This is a genomic window from Bacillus sp. FSL W8-0770 (assembly GCF_038008705.1).
Classification (GTDB): Bacteria; Bacillota; Bacilli; order Bacillales; family Bacillaceae_G; genus Bacillus_A; species Bacillus_A cereus.
Window position 1 is genome coordinate 68,166 of record NZ_JBBOZR010000002.1, and the last position, 18,437, is coordinate 86,602.

The window sequence follows — 18,437 nt, forward strand, 5'->3', positions numbered from 1 at the left end:
ATTGTTTTAACTACTGCTATTCTTCTCTAATTACATCTATAACGTTATCCTTTTTAATTTTCCGAAGCGGAATTAGTACCGATACATAACTAATCAAAAGTGCAGTTATAAATGTGATAAAGCTAGATTGATAAGGTATAATCCATTCAAACGACACCGTATTTGACAGTGCTACATAAAGAATATACGACAGCATACAGCCGAAAAAGATCCCTTGTATGCTTCCAAAGAAACCGTACAGAAGTCCTTCATATATAACCATCTTTTTCAAATCCTTCTGCGACATACCAATCGATTTTAAAGCAGCCAATTCTTTTCTTCTCATAATGATGCTGACTGTAATGGTATTTAAAATATTTACACAACCAATTAGTGTAATAACAGCTATAAATCCGTACCCTAATATTTTTATATAAAGTATATTGTCTGTATGGAAATTACTTTGAACAATATTATTTTGTACATCTATAGATGCATCTCCACCCAGTTTCTTTTGTATATCTAAAATTGTAGCATCAGCCCGAGATTGATTCTCTAAATCAATTTCAAAGCCTTTTAATTTTTGTGGAGATGGTGTAATATATTCGGCTATTTGTTCACTAGTAATAAAAGTTATGGTATCCATCACTCTGCTCATATTAAAAATGTCCAATTCTACAATAGCAGCTATTTTTAAAGTTTCTAGTTTTTCTTCATTGTAGGAGATTTCCTCTGTAGATTTTCTTTCCTGCTGACTTGTTATTTGGATTTCATCCCCTACCTGAAAAGTACTTAGAGAACCTATATATTTTTTACTTGTATTCATATCATTTGATACAGCTTGTTTTACTAAAATAACCTCTTTTTCACGATTTAATTTTGAAATATCAATTCTTCCACTAGTTACATTTTCAGCTAGTTTCTTTAAACTATTCTCATCGTATGCTTTTATTTGTGTTTTCATAATTTCTACAGTTTGATCATTATATTTTACTTTTTGATACAGCGATTCATTTCCTTGTAATTCTTTAATTTGTTTATTTTTTGGTATTTTCGTATAAAAATCATTTGCCTGATATTGCTTGTACAGCTTCTCTACGTTATTAACTTTATAAATATTTCGACTCATATGATCTATGCTAGGCTTGTCTAAATTTGAATTAACCCTAACTGATATGTCCGATTTTAGAGCTTGAATTTCCGGTTGTTTACGCTGAATGACAGTATCTATGAGAAACGTAAACGTGATATACAGTACACTACTTATAATAATAGACAAGATTGTAACTGTATATCTATTCGGATTCCTTTTGATATTTTTTAATGCCATACTTAACGGAAAAGATAGTGGTTTCTTTAATTTTGTTCTCTTTTTTTTCTTTATTTTTTCTTTTTTTATAGCTAATCGGCTACTTACGGCCAATAACGGTGAAATTCTACCTGCAAAAAAAGCAGGAAAATAGCTTGAAATATAAACAGTTATCAATGTAATTAAAGAACATACACATATAATTAACCAATCTAATTTAATTGTATATCCCATAGAGTTTTTAAGTATGTTTATCAGTACTTGATTAAGTAAAAAGACTACTAATATGCTGCACAAAATCCCAAAAAAGATAGCAATAATAGAAAGAAATGTTGCTTCTCTTATCACAATTTTCCTGATTTGTTTTTTTGTAGCTCCTATACTCCTCAATAGGCCAAACTGTTTCATTCGCTCTACTATACTAATTTGAAATGCATTATAAATAATAACAATTGTAGAAATCACAACAATCCCAATACTAATAGCGGCTGCCGCCATTATCTCCACACTAGGCTTTAAGGCTTTCTTTAATTGGTCATTCACTCTTATATTTTCTTTATTCGTCAATAATTTAAATTGATTTTCAACTTCATCAAAGTTTGCGTACTTATGTAATTCAATCAATACGCTACCTTCTCCAACTTTAAACTTATTTTTATATGTCAATAATTGACCGGGTTTATTTTCCTGATTACTACTAGACTTATTTAACAAACCAACAAGTTTATATTTTTTTTCATGAATAGTAAACATACCGCCTAATTTAAGATTAGGCCCGAAGTAAGGCAGCATCCATTTTTCTAAAACAGCCTCGTTTTCATTTGAAGGTAGCTTACCTTCTACAGGAATACTAGACTTTAACAGCTTCAATGCTTGATGATCTGCATACATATAAGAGACAGCTATCTCATCAAATTGGATCACCTCTCCTGGAGTTATGATGCCATAAGAAGATATATTCGGATTACTTTTTATCATATTGAAAAGCTTTTGATTATAATTTTCAACTGAAATATTTGCAGAACCCATAGAACCTTTTTTAGCATTTTCAATTCCCGAAGTGTATCCACTATTTAAAAAAAGTCCAATCGTTGTTATTAGCGCCAACGCTAGAATAATACCTGTTAATGTTAGCAAAGTACGTTTTATATTACTTCTGAGATATTTTTGACTTAACTGTTTGTAACTATGAATCAATACTCCTCCCCTCCACATTTTTCTTGATTTTGCACTAATTGTTTATCTGAAATAATCATGCCATCTGTAATGGTTATAATTCGATCAGAGTTTGATGCGATAGCAGGATCATGAGTAATTAAAATCACCGTCTGATTATATTTTTTAGCCGTTACTTTTAATAAATTCAGAACTTCTTTTGTATTTTTTGTATCTAGATTTCCGGTTGGTTCATCCGCTAAGATAATATCGGGTTTATTTATAAGAGATCTACCAATAGATACCCTTTGTTGTTGACCACCCGATAATTCAGAAGGCAAATGATCTCGTCTTTCATTTAACCCTAGAGTTCTTATAATTTCATCCAGGTAATGATCATCTACCTGTTCTTCATCCAATAGAGCTGGCAAAGCAATATTTTCTTGTACATTCAAGACAGGAATTAAATTAAAAAACTGAAATATAAAGCCAACTTTTCTTCGGCGAAAAATAGAGAGTTCATTATCTTTATAATTGTAGATATTTTCATCACCTATAAACACATTTCCCGAACTCGGACGATCCAGCCCTCCTAAAATATGCAATAAGGTACTTTTACCAGAACCTGATGCTCCAACTATGGTTACGAATTCTCCTCTATGAATGGAAAGATTAATTCCTTTTAACGCCTGTACTTGTGTTTCTCCCTCTCCATATGTTTTTACTACATTTTCTAATCTAACAACCTCCATACAACTCATCCTTTTCACAGATTAATTTTGAATCTCTACAAAATAGATTTTATCCTTATCGTACTCACCATTCTCGTCTTTCACTGCATACACTTTCGAAACGTATTCGACCACCTTTTTTACCTTGTTTTTATTTTTATAATCAAAATTTTCTTTTGCAAACTGAATTAACGAAAGGCTTACTTCTTTTTCTTTTAATTGTTTATATGCTTCCTCATTAACAATTACTATCGGTGATGAAAAATAGCCAATCCAATTATTTTGTTCAATATGTTGAACAGGTATCATTTGTCCATTTAAATTTAAATTTCCATCCTTAACTTCCCCATCTTCCGCATTTTTTCTATAAAAGATGTTTTTTTCCCTCGCTAATTCTTTTATTTCTTTTACCGAGGCTGAAGTCATTGAACTATCTTCTTTAGATAAGGGTGTTCTTATAATTCCTTTTTTTAAGAATTTTTCAGCTGTAGATTTTGTAATAACCGCATATTGTTTCTTTGTAACAGATGGTTTATTAAGTTCCTTGTCTATCTCTTCTTCAGTCATATTTCCTCCTTTTTCTTTCCATTCTTTCTTAATTTCTTCTTTCTGTTCGGTAGTAAATTCTTGTTTTATTATTTCTGTGACCAATTTATAACTATAATCTGTTGTTCGTACGTTTTGATCTTTATACAGATTTTTGACAGCTGATATATTTTCTTTCGTTCCAGATACCATGATACCGTTTACTGGTTGTGAGGGACCATTTATATACCGATTTACAGCAAACCCTATACCTATAAAAATTGCTGTTACTACTAGAAATCCTATTATCTTTTTCATTTTCTTCCTCCTCATATACTATGTTTAATCTGGGATTAGAACAGTAGATTTTTTCTTTATATAAACAGTGGCTAAAATGCTACAAGTCTTAATAAAGAATGATTACCTTCAGTATAGACGTCTTTAATTGTTAATTGAATAACTCTTGTCTTACTATATATACTTTAATCTTACAGTTTAGTAAGATTACTAAATCTAACTTTTGATATACTTTAAAATTAAATGGCTTTTATACAATTATTTAAGTACACACATATTTTTCAAATTCTCAAAAATCCGCTCCCATTCGGCTCTTATTCTCAATGATTTGTTTTTTTAAATCCATTTACATAATTAATGCGAATTCAATTTCATTTAACATTTTTGTATAAGATAACTTAAACAAAACATTAATGGTTTTATAAAAACGTACAAATTCAACAAGACACTATTACAAGGTTTTTCAAAATATAAGCAAGTACATGTATGAATTACATAAATATTCTACTTTAAGTAATTGTTTGTATCTCATTATGTACTAAAAAGCTTCAAGCCGATTTGGGTATTATGCTTATACTCAGAAAAGCCTCTAAAATTCCATTTCCATACTAAACTATTTTAAATTAGCCAATCAACGTGTAAAATAACTGTCATAATCTAAAATACTGCCATAATCAAAGACAAATGAGGAGAGATACTGTGGATAAAGTATTATTCGTTGAAGACGATAACGATCTAGGAATGGCTATTGCGTTTACTCTAAAAGGAGAAGGACTTGAGGTTATAAGAGTTTCTACTGTACAAGATGCAAAAGACCAATACGAAAATAATAAATTTGACTTAGCTATATTGGATGTTGGACTACCAGATGGAAATGGATATGATTTATGTACCTACCTTAAAAGAAAAGGTGATGTACCTATTATTTTTCTCACAGCACTGGATGAGGAGGCAAATGTAGTAATGGGCCTTGATATTGGTGGAGATGATTATATAACAAAACCCTTCAGGGTAAAAGAGCTATTATCTAGAGTAAAAGTACAATTAAGAAAAAAAATTAAAACAGCTTCTAATACTATATTGAGGTCTGGAAATATACAGCTTGAAGTTGAAGCAGCCAGAGCCTTTAAGCATGAGAAAAGTATAAATTTAACACATTTAGAATACAAACTCTTATTAACGTTAATGCTAAATCCTCATAAAGTGTTACAAAGAAATGAGATATTGAAAAAAATAGCAGATGAAGGTGAAGTGTTTTTCGATGAAAATACTCTTTCTGTTTATGTAAAAAGATTGAGAAGTAAAATTGAGGATAATCCACAAAATCCTGACTGTATAATCACACAAAGAGGTGTCGGATATTTCTGGAATAAAGACGTCAGTAAGGAGTAATTTAATGATAAATAGAGAAATAAAAATTAATATACTTACATTAGCATTAATCTCTTTTTTATTTATTATATATCAAGTTATCACAGTTCATATTCTATATGACCATTTAAAAAATGATTATATTACTATTTGGAGTGAAATTACTGGAAAACTAATTGAACAAAACCCAGAAAATGAATACGAAATAATACAAGCACTTACAAATGATACAGCCAATAAAAATGATTATTCCAGTGATGGAGAAATGCTATTAAAACAATACGGTCTATCTGCTGAATTGGATTCAAGACTTTTTCCTTATTTAAATAAACATATATCCCAAAACAATATATACATGTTCCTTGGAGCAATAGGGTTCAGCTTAATCCTAATTTTTCTAAATTACTTACAATATAAATCTTTTTTCTTAAAAATTAGAAATGTAACAGCTGCAGCGAATAAAATTATTGAAGGTGATTACACCATTGATATCAAGGAAAATAGAGAAGGTGATCTAGCTAAACTTGCTAATTCTTTTCATAAACTGAAAAATGTTATTAGAAAAAGTATGCATAATTTAATGGAAGAAAAACAATTTTTAATTCAAACTTTACAAGATATTTCTCATCAACTAAAAACACCCCTCTCAACACTAACAGTGAACAATGATATCTTATTACAAGGTAAATTAAATGAACAACAATATCATTTTTTACACAATAATGATGTTCAAATTTCAAGAATCAACTTTTTAATACATAATTTATTAAAAGTTTCAAAAATAGATGCTAGAGCAATACTATTTGAAAAAGAAAACTCTGATATTATTGATACAATTTATGAGGTCATTGCTAGTTTGAACAGTAAATTAAATAAAAAAAATATGAACATACATTTAAAAACCAATGAAAAAATATCACTTTTCCATGACAGTATTTGGATGCAAGAAGCTTTATTAAATATTTTAAAGAATTCCATTGAACATTCAAATGATAATAGTTCTATTTATGTTGAAGTCACAAACTCTCCTATTCATACTGAAATAATAATTCAAGATTTTGGTGAAGGTATTGCATCAGAAGATTTGCCATATATATTCGATAGATTTTACAAAACAAAAAATTCTAATAAAGAAGGCTCCATTGGAATTGGCTTAGCACTAGCGAAATCAATTATCGAAGCTCACCATGGATTTATTAAAGTAGAAAGTCAAAAACACTCATTCACTAAATTCACAATAACTTTTATGAAGTATTAATAGTTCATAAAAGTTATTGTAAAACCCTAACCCTTGAGTATAATTTTTAAAAATTAATCATCTGTAAAAAAAGAAATTCGATTAATTTTTCATAAATGACTGTAGAGAAATAACTTTTTCGTTTTAGGGGTAATTAAAAATCTTAGCTTGATGGGCATAGAGTCACAATATCAAAAAAAGAAAACTGTGCGTTTGAACAGAATTTAGACATAAAATAGCCGATTCCTTGTACGCTAAGGGATCGGCTATTTATTTTACTGTTTTATATAGTGTACAATTTCTCGCTTACGAGGTCTGTGTAGCAACCAAACCAAATCTTACGTTAAGTATTAGTGGGCATCAAAAATAGTAATGACTAATCCAGATTAACATTGATCTAATTCACAATTAAATATACCAATATGTTAAATGACTAAATAATACAAACGGTATGAAGAGAATTACTAGTCTTTTCATACCGTTTTACGTTTGTTCTTAAGTTTCATACGAAATTCGTGGAAGGATAGCAGCATCTATTTTATAAATAAGGCTCAAAAGTTACCATACCTGACAACGGAAATATTAATGTAACCCTAGTTCCCTTATTAACTTCAGAATCAATGGTAATTTTCATACCTAATTTTGAACACAGTTTTTCGCATAGATACAATCCCATTCCTGTACTTTTGCTAAATTTCCTTCCATTCTCTCCAGTAAATCCTTTCTCAAAAACTCTATTTATATCTTTAGTTGCTATCCCTACTCCATTATCCTCTATAGTTAGTATTACTGAGTTAGTTTTCTTAATTGAGCATATACGTATCATTTGTTCTTTGTTATTTGAGTACTTTATAGAATTTCCTATTATTTGATTAATAATAAATTCAACCCATTTTCCATCACTATATACAATCTCATCAATATCCTGTATATCTAATTTTATTCTCTTATGAATAAAATCCCTATAGTTTCTTTTAATTACATTCCTTACTACATTATCAAGGTTGATTGGCTTGATAATGTAGTCTTTATTAACGTTATTGCTTCGAGAATAATACAAAACCTGTTCTACAAACCCCTCGATTCGATCCATTTGAGAGTCAATTTTATTAGTTATTTCATTTTGATTATTTTCAATTATAAGCTTTGTAGAAGCTATTGGTGTCTTAATTTCATGCACCCATGTTTCTATATATTCTCTGTAATCCAACTGCATATCTCTATAATACTTTACATTTTCATGCATATCTCTACTTACTTCTTTTAGTATAGCGTTAAGCTTTTCTCCATGTATAAAGTTTGCTTCCTTTACTACCTCTGGAAGTAAGTATTTTTTCTCCAAGTTTTCTAATATACCATTAATCTCATTATAATAATTTTTACATCTTATAAATTCTATAGCCATATATGAAATCAATGGAAAAAACCAAATACAAAAGACAAAGAATATGATAATGAACGGAACATGCACAGTCAGCAATATACCTGCTAGTATGATATATACCAGTACATTAGATAGTATTACTACTATTTTATCTTTAATAAATTCACCTAAATTCATGGCATTATATACCCTAAGCTTCTTCTTGTTGCAATTGGATTTTCTATACCTATCTCTTCAAGCTTTTTTCTTAATCTATTTATATTAACAGTTAAGGTGCTATCATCCACAAAATAATCAGACTTCCATAAAGTTTCTATGAGTGAATCTCTTTTTACAATATTTCCACGATTATTTATTAAGCATGAGAGTATTTTAACTTCATTTTTAGTTAACTCTACAGACTTGTCTTGATAAGTAACTGTTGCATTTGAAAGATTTAAATTAAAATCCCTATACATTAAGATATGATTTGTCTTTAAATCTCCAGATGTTCTTCTTAAAATGTTTGTTACTCTTGCTAATAGTATTTCTGTATTATAAGGCTTTGTTATAAAATCATCTGCTCCTAAATTCATACTTATTAGTTCATCTACATCACTATCTCTGCTTGTAACCATGATGATTGGAACATCTGAAGTTTTACGTATTTCTCTGCATATATAATAGCCATCGAACACAGGAAGATTTATATCTAGTAATATAAGGTCTGCATTCTCACTTTCTATATATTCGATAATATGATTAAAATCTGTGGGAGCCTTTACTTCATATCCATACTTTATAAAAAAATGTTGTAATTCTTCTCTGATGATTTCATCATCTTCAATCAGAATGATTTTTTTCATGACTTTTCCCTTCCTATATAGAATATAAGGCTATTACATCTTGAGAAACAAGGTGTAATAGCCTTAATGAGCATTATAAAATCAAGTATTACTTTTTACAATATTTTTATACCCGACATATGTCGTGTAGAAATATCCTACATAAACTACAAGAAATACTAAGCCAGTCATCAATGCTGGTAAAGTAATGTCTGTTTGATGAAATGCGTTAATAAAATTATTGACTAAATAAATTCCAACTACAGAATGAATTAGGGCAAGAGTAACTGGAAGACTAAAGTATACGAAAGTTTGAATAAAAATCGTTTTGTCGATCATTGTTCCGTTTGAACCAATTCTCTTCAAAGATTTATATCGATCTATGCTATCACTGGCTTCTGATAATTGTTGAAGAGCTAATACAGCCATACTTGTTATTAAAAATACAATACCTATATATATCCCCATAAACAGTATGACAATTTTCAACCCCTTATTTTCCGCATAAGCTTCATCCTTTGATATGCCTCTTATAGACAAAATATTTAATTTTGGGCCATTTTTGTCATAAAAGACCGGTGTAACGTTATCATATTTTTTATTATATTCTTCTCTATTTTCATCTAAATAATTTACATTGAGTACGGATGTACTAATTTTGTAGCCTGATAAAAACTCATCATTTATAACAATTGCGAAGAAATTAGTTATCCCCTCAGAAGTGTAAAGATTCTCTTGTATAACTTTAGCGTTTTTTACCAGATATTCTTTTTCTTTAATATTCATCTTATTGCTATTTTTTAATCTTTCATTTATCGAATTAACCAACCGGTCATTATTTGATAAAAATAAAACTTCATTGTTATTTAAAGTGATTTCCTTTTCGCCTTTAAGATTTAAAATTTTATTATAATCAGATACTTTAATGAAATCCGCACCGCTATCCCTAAAATCTTTAATTACTTCTGGTACAAAGTCCATCACTTTCATCCCTGTTTGATATACATTATAAGATACATATTTTTCGTTATTACTTATTTTAAAATTAAATTTATTTAATACGTCTTCTATCGTGTAACTTTCATCCCTATTCTCCAACATAATACTGGCATCAAATGGTGTTGCTTCTTTCATTGTTGCATCTATACTTCTTTTTAAGCTGATTCCTGTAGATAAAACCACCATTGTAAGGAATAACATTAAACAGATTACAGACATGGATATAAAATTTGTATTAACCTTACTATTTATTTGTTTGATGATAAATATATTTAACCCTTTAAAATAGACTTTTTTATTCTTCTTTACAACATATAATATAAATCCAGATAAACTAAAGAAAAACAGAAATGTACCTAATATGCCAAGAATGATCGATACCATGAACATAGGATTCATATAATTCAATCCGATTTTTAATACAGTCACATATGCATATCCAAGTGAAGCTACACACATAATAAATGTGATTACATAGATAAGAGGATTTCTAAATTTTACATCTTCGTTTTTTCTACCTGCTGTTAACATATCAATTATTTTGTATTTAGAAACAACATATACATTAAATAACATAACAAGTAAAAACATGATTCCAAAGTATAATACGGTTTTACCTATAGCACCTGTTGAAATTGCAAATTTATATTTATTCATAGGCAAGTCAAATAACTTTAATGCAAATGTAGATAATCCCTGTGATACTCCAATACCTATTATAAGCCCACTCACTAAAGATATAACGCCAACTAGAAATGTCTCTGTTAGTAATATTCTAGATATGTTTCTTCTTCCCATACCTAAAGTCATGTATATTCCTAATTCTTTTTTACGTTTTTTGATTAAGAAATTATTTGCATACAATATTAAACCACCTAATATTACGGATACAAATACTGACACATTTGAGATAACTTTCATTAAAGTAGGCACATACTCTCTACCTGAAGCGTCAATTTCCATAAGCGCTTTTTGTGATTCTATTGAGTTAAAACTATAAAATATACAAACAGCCAGTGTTAGTGTTAAGAAATATATCGCATAATCTTTAAGACTTTTCTTTACATTCCCAATAGCAATTTTAGAGTACATTATTATCGTCACCTCCAAGAAGGGTTATAACTTCGATAATTTTAGTAAAGAATTCTTTTCTGGAATCATTTCCTCTTACCAACTCGATAAATATTTTGCCATCATTAATAAATAGAATTCTACGAGCATAGCTTGCTGTAAATGCATCATGAGTAACCATAAGTATGGTAGCTTTTAAATCCTTATTAAGACTTTCAAATCTTTCGAGTAATAATCTAGCTGATTTAGAATCTAACGATCCTGTTGGTTCATCTGCAAGTACTAAAGATGGATCTGTTACGATAGCTCTTGCCGAAGCAACCCTTTGTTTTTGTCCACCTGATATTTGATACGGGTATTTGCTTAATACTTGTTCAATGTCTAAATATTTTGCAACCGCTTGTATTTTTCCATCAATTTTTGAACTTGCCTCACCTTTTATAGTTAACGCTAGGGCAATATTTTCATAAGCAGTAAGGGTATCTAATAAATTAAAGTCCTGAAATACAAACCCTAATTCATTCTTTCTAAACTTGTCTAGTGACTTTGATTTTAACCGTGTAATGTCACTATTATTGATTATTATTTTTCCCGTCGTAACATGATCAATCGTTGATATACAGTTAAGTAATGTAGTTTTTCCACTTCCTGAGGGCCCCATTATCCCAACAAATTCCCCCTCATCTACCTTAAAACTAATATTATCTATAGCCTTTGTTACATTATCTTTATTACCATAATATTTTTCAATTTTTTCTACACTTAATATATTTCGCATTAATACTTCTCCTTTTTCATTATAAAAATTCTTTAACTCCCCTTCATTTTATATAATTTCATTAATAGTATCGGTGGAATTACATTTCATTAACATTACATTTTTGTTATATTGAGTGATACCTCTCTACATGTAAGTTATCAGAAATCGCGATGGTATATGTAAGAATTATTCGATGCCTTACCAAGGAGGCAGATAAATGTAGGGCTATCGATTCTGGTGCAAAAACGATAAAACTTATGTAATTTGCGGAAATAAACAAAGTGGTTACAGCGTAACAACAGCTCTATTTAAAAGACATGAATTCATAGTCATTTTGGCAGTTTTCTGATTTAGATTGGATACAGCACAATTGTAAACGACACCTAATATATCAAAGACTGTCTTTTTCTCATATCGATGCGATTCCCGTCCATTTGAGGTCAAACAGACGAAGGCAAATTTTTAATCCTTCTTGGGTGTCTTTTTGTATAGCTTCATATAGGGGGAGCACCAAACATCCATCAACTTAAGGTATAATTTTGTATAAAATAGAAAACTTGTAATATTATGGTCGCGGCATCAAGATCTCCAAGATTGGAGAAGTCCAACAGCTAGCAAGATTTCGAGGCATATAACAAAAGGTGTTAAACCTGGAAATATCATTCTACTTCATGATTGGAATGGTAGCGAATTTTCCCAGACATCTCAAACTGTTGAAGCATCAGAAAGCATCATGAAGTATTTAAACAACAATGGATATACATGTGTCACAGTATCTGAAATGCTCTATCGTACAAAAAAAAGAATTCCTCCTTTTTTGATCCTTGTTATCAGTAAATTTGGATTTATTTCCTACGTGTTTAAAACTTTACAGTACTGGGGATAAAATATTAAAGAAATTCAATTAAAAAAATAGTGGTACATTAGATATTAAAGATATCATGATGAAAATAGACTATACTGTAAACGATTTAAAACAAAATAACACTACAGAAGATTTTGGTAAACATATTAAAGTACAATTTCTTTTGGATTGGGATTCTGCGAAAAGCCCTGTATACGAGACAACTCTTGCAGAACTAAAATCACAAAGCCCAGAGATTGCCTCCAAAAAAGTATTTCATTCTAAGTGGACTGAAACAGGGGGATTAAAACCTGGGAAAATGGATTGGTTTTGGATAAAGTTTGTATTTGAAGACAACGGCACAGATCAGAACGTGTTCCAAGGGGATAGTATTGCGCTAAACATGGAGTTCCAAGCCAATCAAACAGATGGACAAGAAAGATAAATTTAACAGTATATTACTGGTAAAAAGTAAAACTGAGCTTATACCTTTTAAGTATTTAAAATGAAAAACAAAAAGGACTTGTAGGAATCTCTACAAGTTCTTTTTCAGATAATGTATAAAAGATGAGTCAACATAGATTAATCTTAGTATATTTTTTAACATATTGAAGATGCAGACTCAATCATATATAGTGATTGAGTCTGCACCTTCAATTTTTTGTTTCTCTTTTTTATGAATATATTTTTGTACATATGCGTTTTATATAGTAATTTCTAATGATAAGGAAGTAAATAAATTGAATACAAAAAAAACTTACTAATACAACAATTGAGCTTTGAATAACGGACATTTCCCTACTTATGGTTTGTCCTAATTGATGCAAAGTTAGAAATGCAAAACTGCTGTGAATCATAGCTACTACAATGGGTAAGAAAAATAATATCATCATTTGTGTTGTTATAATTTTCTTTAACTCTTTTTGACTTAAACCTAATTTTGAAATCATTTGATACTGCTCTTGATCACGTTTTAAATCAGTAAATAGACGGAAATATAAAAAACTTATTGCAAATGCAAAGAATACAACTCCCACCAATATACTTGTAATAGAAAGTAATCCATTTTGTTGTTTTAGTTCAAGCCATTTCAAACTCAAAGATGAAAAAGTATAAGAATCGCCTAATTTCGTACCAACTGATTTCATAAGATTTTTTGAGACTGCAGTTGTTTCAGGCCAATTTTTTATAATAAAACCGTATATAGTGTAATTTTGCAAGATACCAACATCTACAGTTTTAATATTTAGGACTTCATTGTAAACAGCATCAGAGATAATAACAGTTTTAGCAAGCATCTCTTTTAACTCTGGGACAGTTAATGTTTTTTGAACAGTAACTGGTACTTCTAGTTCACCATGCCTTAACACAAAAGGTTTTAGGTCCTCTACACTTTTGTGTTTTTTCATTGGTAGTATAACGATACTTTCATTTTCATTTGTTAATTTTTCTATTTCATATCCTAGTGTTTTAGCATATTCATTATACGTAGAAAGATTAATTAATCTAATGTCATTCTGTGTTATTTTAAATTTTGCTGTTGCAAGTTTATAAGAAAATCCAGATTCTTTTAATTGTTTTTTTATCTCTTCAATATGAAATTTTTCTAGTGGATTTCCCCAATCTGATCTATAGGTAAATGCAAATGGGGTCTCATTTTTTGCTAATTCAGGATTTCCGATAGCTGTACAAGCTCCAATTGCTGTAAAAGATACCGCAGATATAATTGTAACCATAAAGAACATTCTCGCATTATCTTTCATTCGGAATGCTAATTCTGAAATAACAAGGAGGTTGGTTCTTTTAAAGAATGTAGTTTCTCTATTTTTTAAATTGTATATCACATATATACAAAATTGATGAAAGAAAATATAAGTTCCAAATATAATAAGCGTGACCCCTAATCCAACGATCAGTAATACTTCATTCCCACTCATATAATTAATTGCGATTGCATCGATACTGTGGTGGACAGAAGTGTAGCCTGCTCCAATTAAGATTATAGCCAACAAAGATAGCCAAGCAGACACTTCAGGTTCAGGTTTTTGCTTTTCTTCTGATTTTATGAGTTCTACAAGCTCATTCATTTTCACCATTTTTGATGTAAACAAAGAAATAAGTAGAAATAAGATAAAAAAGGACAGAGCTGTTACTCCAATAGCCTTTAATGGAAAATAAAATGGTAACCTCTGCTCTACTGCCAATAAAGACCCACTAACTAGTAAAAATAATTTAGAAAAAATCATTCCAAGTCCAATACCCACTAGTATAGAAGGGATTCCAATCAACATGTTTTCGAAAAAAATTAATCGATGAAACTGTTTATGAGACATTCCATGTAACATTAATAATCCAAACTCTTTTGTTCTATTTTTTAAAAATGCGCTAGCAGAATAGAAAATAAATAAGAAAGAGAAAACAAAAATTAAGGAATACGATAGTTGAAATCCTATTTTCCCAAATGTGCTCATTATAGTACTTACATGAGTCAGTTCACCTTTTAGATTTGGATGAAAGAAAAGTAGACCATAAGTAAAGAAAATCATTACCGCAAATATGCTACTAAAAAAATACCCAAGATATATTCGTTTATTCCGTATAACATTATTCAATGCTAGTTGTCGAAAAGTCATTTTTATTCCCTCCTAACATAGAAAGACTGTCCATAATATTTTTATAAAGTAATGGACAATTGTCATTGTGGCAAATTTCATTATATAACTGTCCATCATTGTTTCCTTTTCTTCTATATTTAATTGTGTTCATATCTCCATTACATCTTGAGAGAGTTTAGTATCCAAATTCCCTGTTAGCTCATCGGTAGAATTAATTTAGGGGAATGAATGGGTGCACAGACAATCGCTGTTCGCTGTGCTTGTCCTCCTGATATTTCCTATCCTCGTTTATTTATTCTTTTCACATTCAGGTCATCTAATACGAGCGGAAGAACCATCTTCCCTTTTACTGTTAATGTATGCATGAGATTGGCTTATAAATGCAGTTTCGTCTATTATGGGTACACCCTAAGAATCCATCTATTAGCTACTGAAAACACTTTGTTCCAACTGTATGATTAGGATGTATGATAATCAGTTAAAAAGTGGTAAAGAAATCCGTAATCACAAGTACGTTTAGAAAAGAATGTATGAATTATATTCAAAATTACATATATCTCGGCCGTACCCGTGTCTGCAAAATAAAGCTAAATTATTGGTAGAAAGTTAATACGGATTTTTACTATTAATATACTCCCTGATGTTGGAAAATCAATAGTAGAAATCATATTCAATAACGTTGTTCTTCCACTACAAGAAAGGTCCATAATCCCAACAAATTCTCTTCTATGATTGTTAAATTTACATTTAAAAGTGCTATATGCGAAGCTTTACCTGTATATTCTTTACTAAGATCTTTTACTTTTACTATATTTATAGGATAAATCCCCCCAAAATTTACAAACTAAAAATGAGAGTTGATAGATGATGTCCCCTTCTCTTTAAATCGTTTCCGTACCCTTGCATGCACTATACAAACAAAGGCGAAGTCTTCCAAAACAGACTCCGCCTTTCCCATGTATCATGGGTTACAACCAGTACTAGTAGCTTCATAATATTTTCTCAACCTATTTCCTTGCGGAAATAGGTTGAGACCAAATATCTTCTTCATTATCATTTACATGTACCTCAAAGACATATATAGGTTGAGAGAAACCTTTTGTATCAGTGTAGTAATCTATATTATATTTTGTAATTAATAATGTATCACCTGCATTGAAAGATCCTATAGGTTCAAATTCTCCTTGTTTCAGTTTTTGAAATGCTTCCTTTGGAGAAAGAATTTCAACATCTCGAACAGGTGATTTTTTAGTAACGGAATCTTTGTAAACAGTTTTTTTTCCCCCTTCTTCTTTTAACTCTATTGATGTTTTTATCGTAACGTGAGACATATCTATTTTTGTATTGGGATCAATAGGCATATTTCCAAATTCCTTCATATGGTACGAAATAATTATTCCAAATGCAATGAGAATTACTGTAATGGGAAGGAATAAATATTTCATCATCTGTGCATGCGTTTCTTTTTTCTTCAATAATATAAGAACTATGTTTAACACAGAATACCCTAGCATCATTCCTAAAATATTATGAAGTAAATCAACAAGTTCCATACTTCCACGTTGCATTGTAAATTCAAGTATTTCAATTAATAAACTTGCTATAATTGAGATCATTAACATCCATTTTGTTTTTTGAAAAACCTTACTAAATAAAGGCAATAAAATTCCTAAAGGAAAAAGCATACCTATATTCACAATGATATGGAAAAAGGAAGTAAATGAAAATGTATTCCATGCTTTTTTATAAACACTAAGTACATCAAAATCAATGGTTCTTGCATAAGCTATATCATCTGAACGACCAAATGAAGTAGCTGATAATGCAAGAGAATAATATCCTATTATTAATATCAATAATATAATTTGTTGTACGGTAAACTTTTTTTCACCTTTACATACCTTTTTGTATACTACAAAATAGCTAAAAATAAGTATGAGAAGGAATAAAAATGTGAGTTGTATCGTAGGAATTGCAAAACTAACGAATAGTTCGGAAATAATGTTCATTTTACACCTCTGTGTTTTTTATTTTTTTCCGACAGAAGACTCTTTCCAAAAAATGTGAGGGTGTGCAACACTAATTTTAGGTTGAAGATGAATGTCGGTTGGCCTAAGTCAATCTGTTCGCCACTATATACTGGTACAAATCATTCTTCAACGTTCTATGGCTCCACGCTTGTCAAAGTTGTGACAAGAAAGCTAAAGTAGAAATTGGGATAAATCAACGTACAAAATACTTATGTTCTCACCGCAGGGACTATAGGTAGAGCCTGCTAAGATAACTGGTGGATACATCGGTGTTCTCAGGAATCGCCTATTTCCAACAGTCCATTAGGTTCCGTGTTAGGTAGTTTAAATAATATTCTATATAAAAATAACGAAGTATCGTTACCTCTAGTAATTATTAATCCAGAATTATACCGTATCCATGTGGTTCTCTCTAATTGATGTATACTTAACGGAATCATCTTTTCTAAAGGTGATAACTTCATCAAATTTTTCAATTGAATTTTAATGCAGTACTGCTCCTGCGACAAAACCTTAATGGAAAGACATAAAAATCAACTAGATTCGCAACACATTTTTTCATGAGTGTTTCTGTTATTCATTATAGTAGTAAGATTTTTTTCTCATATTGAATTTCCTTTCATTTTACTTACACGCTTGTAATGTTTCTGAAAATACAGTCTATAAGATTATAGCAGTGGTTCTTTTTTGGGGAGATAGCGAAGAGGGAATTTTCATTTGCACTTTACTATACCGAACTAGATTTCGTTATAGTTTTTATTAGTAATTCATTGTATCTTCTTTACCAGACACGTATAAAAATCAATATTATGAAAGTAAACTACTGGATAAAAGTTTCCTTTCATTTTTGGCAACACTTAAAACTAAATTTGCAATAAATTTCTCAATATAGATATAGATGTTATATATGGTTTTTATATCGAAAATTAACAAAAAATATAATACTATAAAAAATAAGCTGGTTTCTGTCACTTGTTTTTCCCTTACGCTAAAGATAAAATCCTATTGCCGGATCTTATCTTTTTAATTTTGAATTTTTGATACAAAATAGAATCCTTATTATAAGGGGCAGCACCACATCGCTATCAAGCTAAAATTATATAAATTTAATTTTAGGCGAGATTGTTTCATTAAAAAAAATTTACAACTAAATTTGTAATAAATTTCTCAATATAGATATGAATATTACACATGATTTTTCTATTAAAAATTAACAAGAGATATTGTAATAAAAATATGATGGTTATCCTTTGGTTTACTCCTTGGCCAAAGATAAGTGTATGCTCGCCGATCCTATCATTTTTTA

The 18,437-nt window shown here is 29.8% G+C and carries 11 protein-coding genes and 5 pseudogenes; 4 read left to right on the forward strand and 12 right to left on the reverse strand.

Features of this window, described 5'->3' with window-relative positions:
* Positions 1-16: 16 nt before the first annotated feature.
* Genes NST27_RS27215 through NST27_RS27225 form a run of 3 tightly spaced genes read right to left on the reverse strand, consistent with a single transcriptional unit; the run spans position 17 to position 4,017 of the window.
* Positions 17-2,485 (reverse strand): ABC transporter permease, encoded by a 2,469-nt coding sequence (locus NST27_RS27215; RefSeq protein ID WP_000581948.1) that lies wholly within the window; start codon positions 2,483-2,485, stop codon positions 17-19.
* Positions 2,482-3,195 (reverse strand): ABC transporter ATP-binding protein, encoded by a 714-nt coding sequence (locus tag NST27_RS27220; RefSeq protein WP_000454407.1) that lies wholly within the window; start codon positions 3,193-3,195, stop codon positions 2,482-2,484. Before NST27_RS27220 ends, NST27_RS27215 begins: the two co-directional genes overlap by 4 nt.
* A gap of 21 nt (positions 3,196-3,216) precedes the next feature.
* Positions 3,217-4,017, reverse strand: coding sequence for a lipoprotein BA_5634 family protein (locus NST27_RS27225; RefSeq protein WP_000720127.1), 801 nt, complete (start codon positions 4,015-4,017; stop codon positions 3,217-3,219).
* Between the two features lie 678 nt (positions 4,018-4,695).
* Here NST27_RS27225 and NST27_RS27230 point away from each other — a divergent pair.
* Both NST27_RS27230 and NST27_RS27235 read left to right on the forward strand, forming a co-directional pair.
* On the forward strand, positions 4,696-5,388 hold the full coding sequence (locus tag NST27_RS27230) for a response regulator transcription factor (RefSeq protein ID WP_061662049.1): 693 nt from the start codon (positions 4,696-4,698) through the stop codon (positions 5,386-5,388).
* A 4-nt stretch (positions 5,389-5,392) separates the two neighbouring features.
* Entirely contained in the window at positions 5,393-6,625 is a 1,233-nt protein-coding gene (locus NST27_RS27235; protein ID WP_047387410.1) for a sensor histidine kinase, read from the forward strand.
* Positions 6,626-7,142: 517 nt separating this feature from the next.
* On the opposite strand, the gene NST27_RS27240 is transcribed toward NST27_RS27235, so the two are convergent.
* From NST27_RS27240 to NST27_RS27260, 5 genes and pseudogenes are all read right to left on the reverse strand, one after another.
* A complete protein-coding gene (locus tag NST27_RS27240; protein ID WP_001048441.1) occupies positions 7,143-8,165 on the reverse strand; it encodes a sensor histidine kinase in 1,023 nt (340 codons plus the stop codon).
* Positions 8,162-8,833: a response regulator transcription factor gene (locus NST27_RS27245; RefSeq protein WP_000720523.1), complete on the reverse strand. Its 672-nt coding sequence runs from the start codon at positions 8,831-8,833 to the stop codon at positions 8,162-8,164. Before NST27_RS27245 ends, NST27_RS27240 begins: the two co-directional genes overlap by 4 nt.
* Before the next feature lie 81 nt (positions 8,834-8,914).
* Positions 8,915-10,903, reverse strand: a complete 1,989-nt coding sequence (locus NST27_RS27250) for an FtsX-like permease family protein (RefSeq protein ID WP_000286991.1) — start codon at positions 10,901-10,903, stop codon at positions 8,915-8,917.
* Positions 10,893-11,660, reverse strand: coding sequence for an ABC transporter ATP-binding protein (locus tag NST27_RS27255; RefSeq protein ID WP_001244394.1), 768 nt, complete (start codon positions 11,658-11,660; stop codon positions 10,893-10,895). Before NST27_RS27255 ends, NST27_RS27250 begins: the two co-directional genes overlap by 11 nt.
* Positions 11,661-11,927: 267 nt before the next feature.
* Positions 11,928-12,150: pseudogene (locus NST27_RS27260) on the reverse strand (hypothetical protein); the annotation flags it as partial.
* Between the two features lie 39 nt (positions 12,151-12,189).
* Here NST27_RS27260 and NST27_RS27265 point away from each other — a divergent pair.
* Both NST27_RS27265 and NST27_RS27270 read left to right on the forward strand, forming a co-directional pair.
* A pseudogene (locus NST27_RS27265) lies at positions 12,190-12,479 on the forward strand (chitooligosaccharide deacetylase); the annotation flags it as partial.
* A gap of 38 nt (positions 12,480-12,517) precedes the next feature.
* Positions 12,518-12,931 (forward strand): annotated as a pseudogene (locus NST27_RS27270) (TasA family protein); the annotation flags it as partial.
* Between the two features lie 229 nt (positions 12,932-13,160).
* Here NST27_RS27270 and NST27_RS27275 read toward each other — a convergent pair.
* The 4 genes and pseudogenes from NST27_RS27275 to NST27_RS27290 form a co-directional block, all read right to left on the reverse strand.
* On the reverse strand, positions 13,161-15,119 hold the full coding sequence (locus tag NST27_RS27275) for an FtsX-like permease family protein (protein ID WP_000144214.1): 1,959 nt from the start codon (positions 15,117-15,119) through the stop codon (positions 13,161-13,163).
* Positions 15,091-15,472 (reverse strand): annotated as a pseudogene (locus NST27_RS27280) (ATP-binding cassette domain-containing protein); the annotation flags it as partial. The gene NST27_RS27275 and the pseudogene NST27_RS27280, both read right to left, overlap by 29 nt.
* 252 nt (positions 15,473-15,724) lie before the next feature.
* A pseudogene (locus tag NST27_RS27285) lies at positions 15,725-15,918 on the reverse strand (bacitracin ABC transporter ATP-binding protein); the annotation flags it as partial.
* A gap of 190 nt (positions 15,919-16,108) precedes the next feature.
* Positions 16,109-17,110: a VanZ family protein gene (locus NST27_RS27290; RefSeq protein WP_001021567.1), complete on the reverse strand. Its 1,002-nt coding sequence runs from the start codon at positions 17,108-17,110 to the stop codon at positions 16,109-16,111.
* Between the last annotated feature and the right edge of the window lie 1,327 nt (positions 17,111-18,437).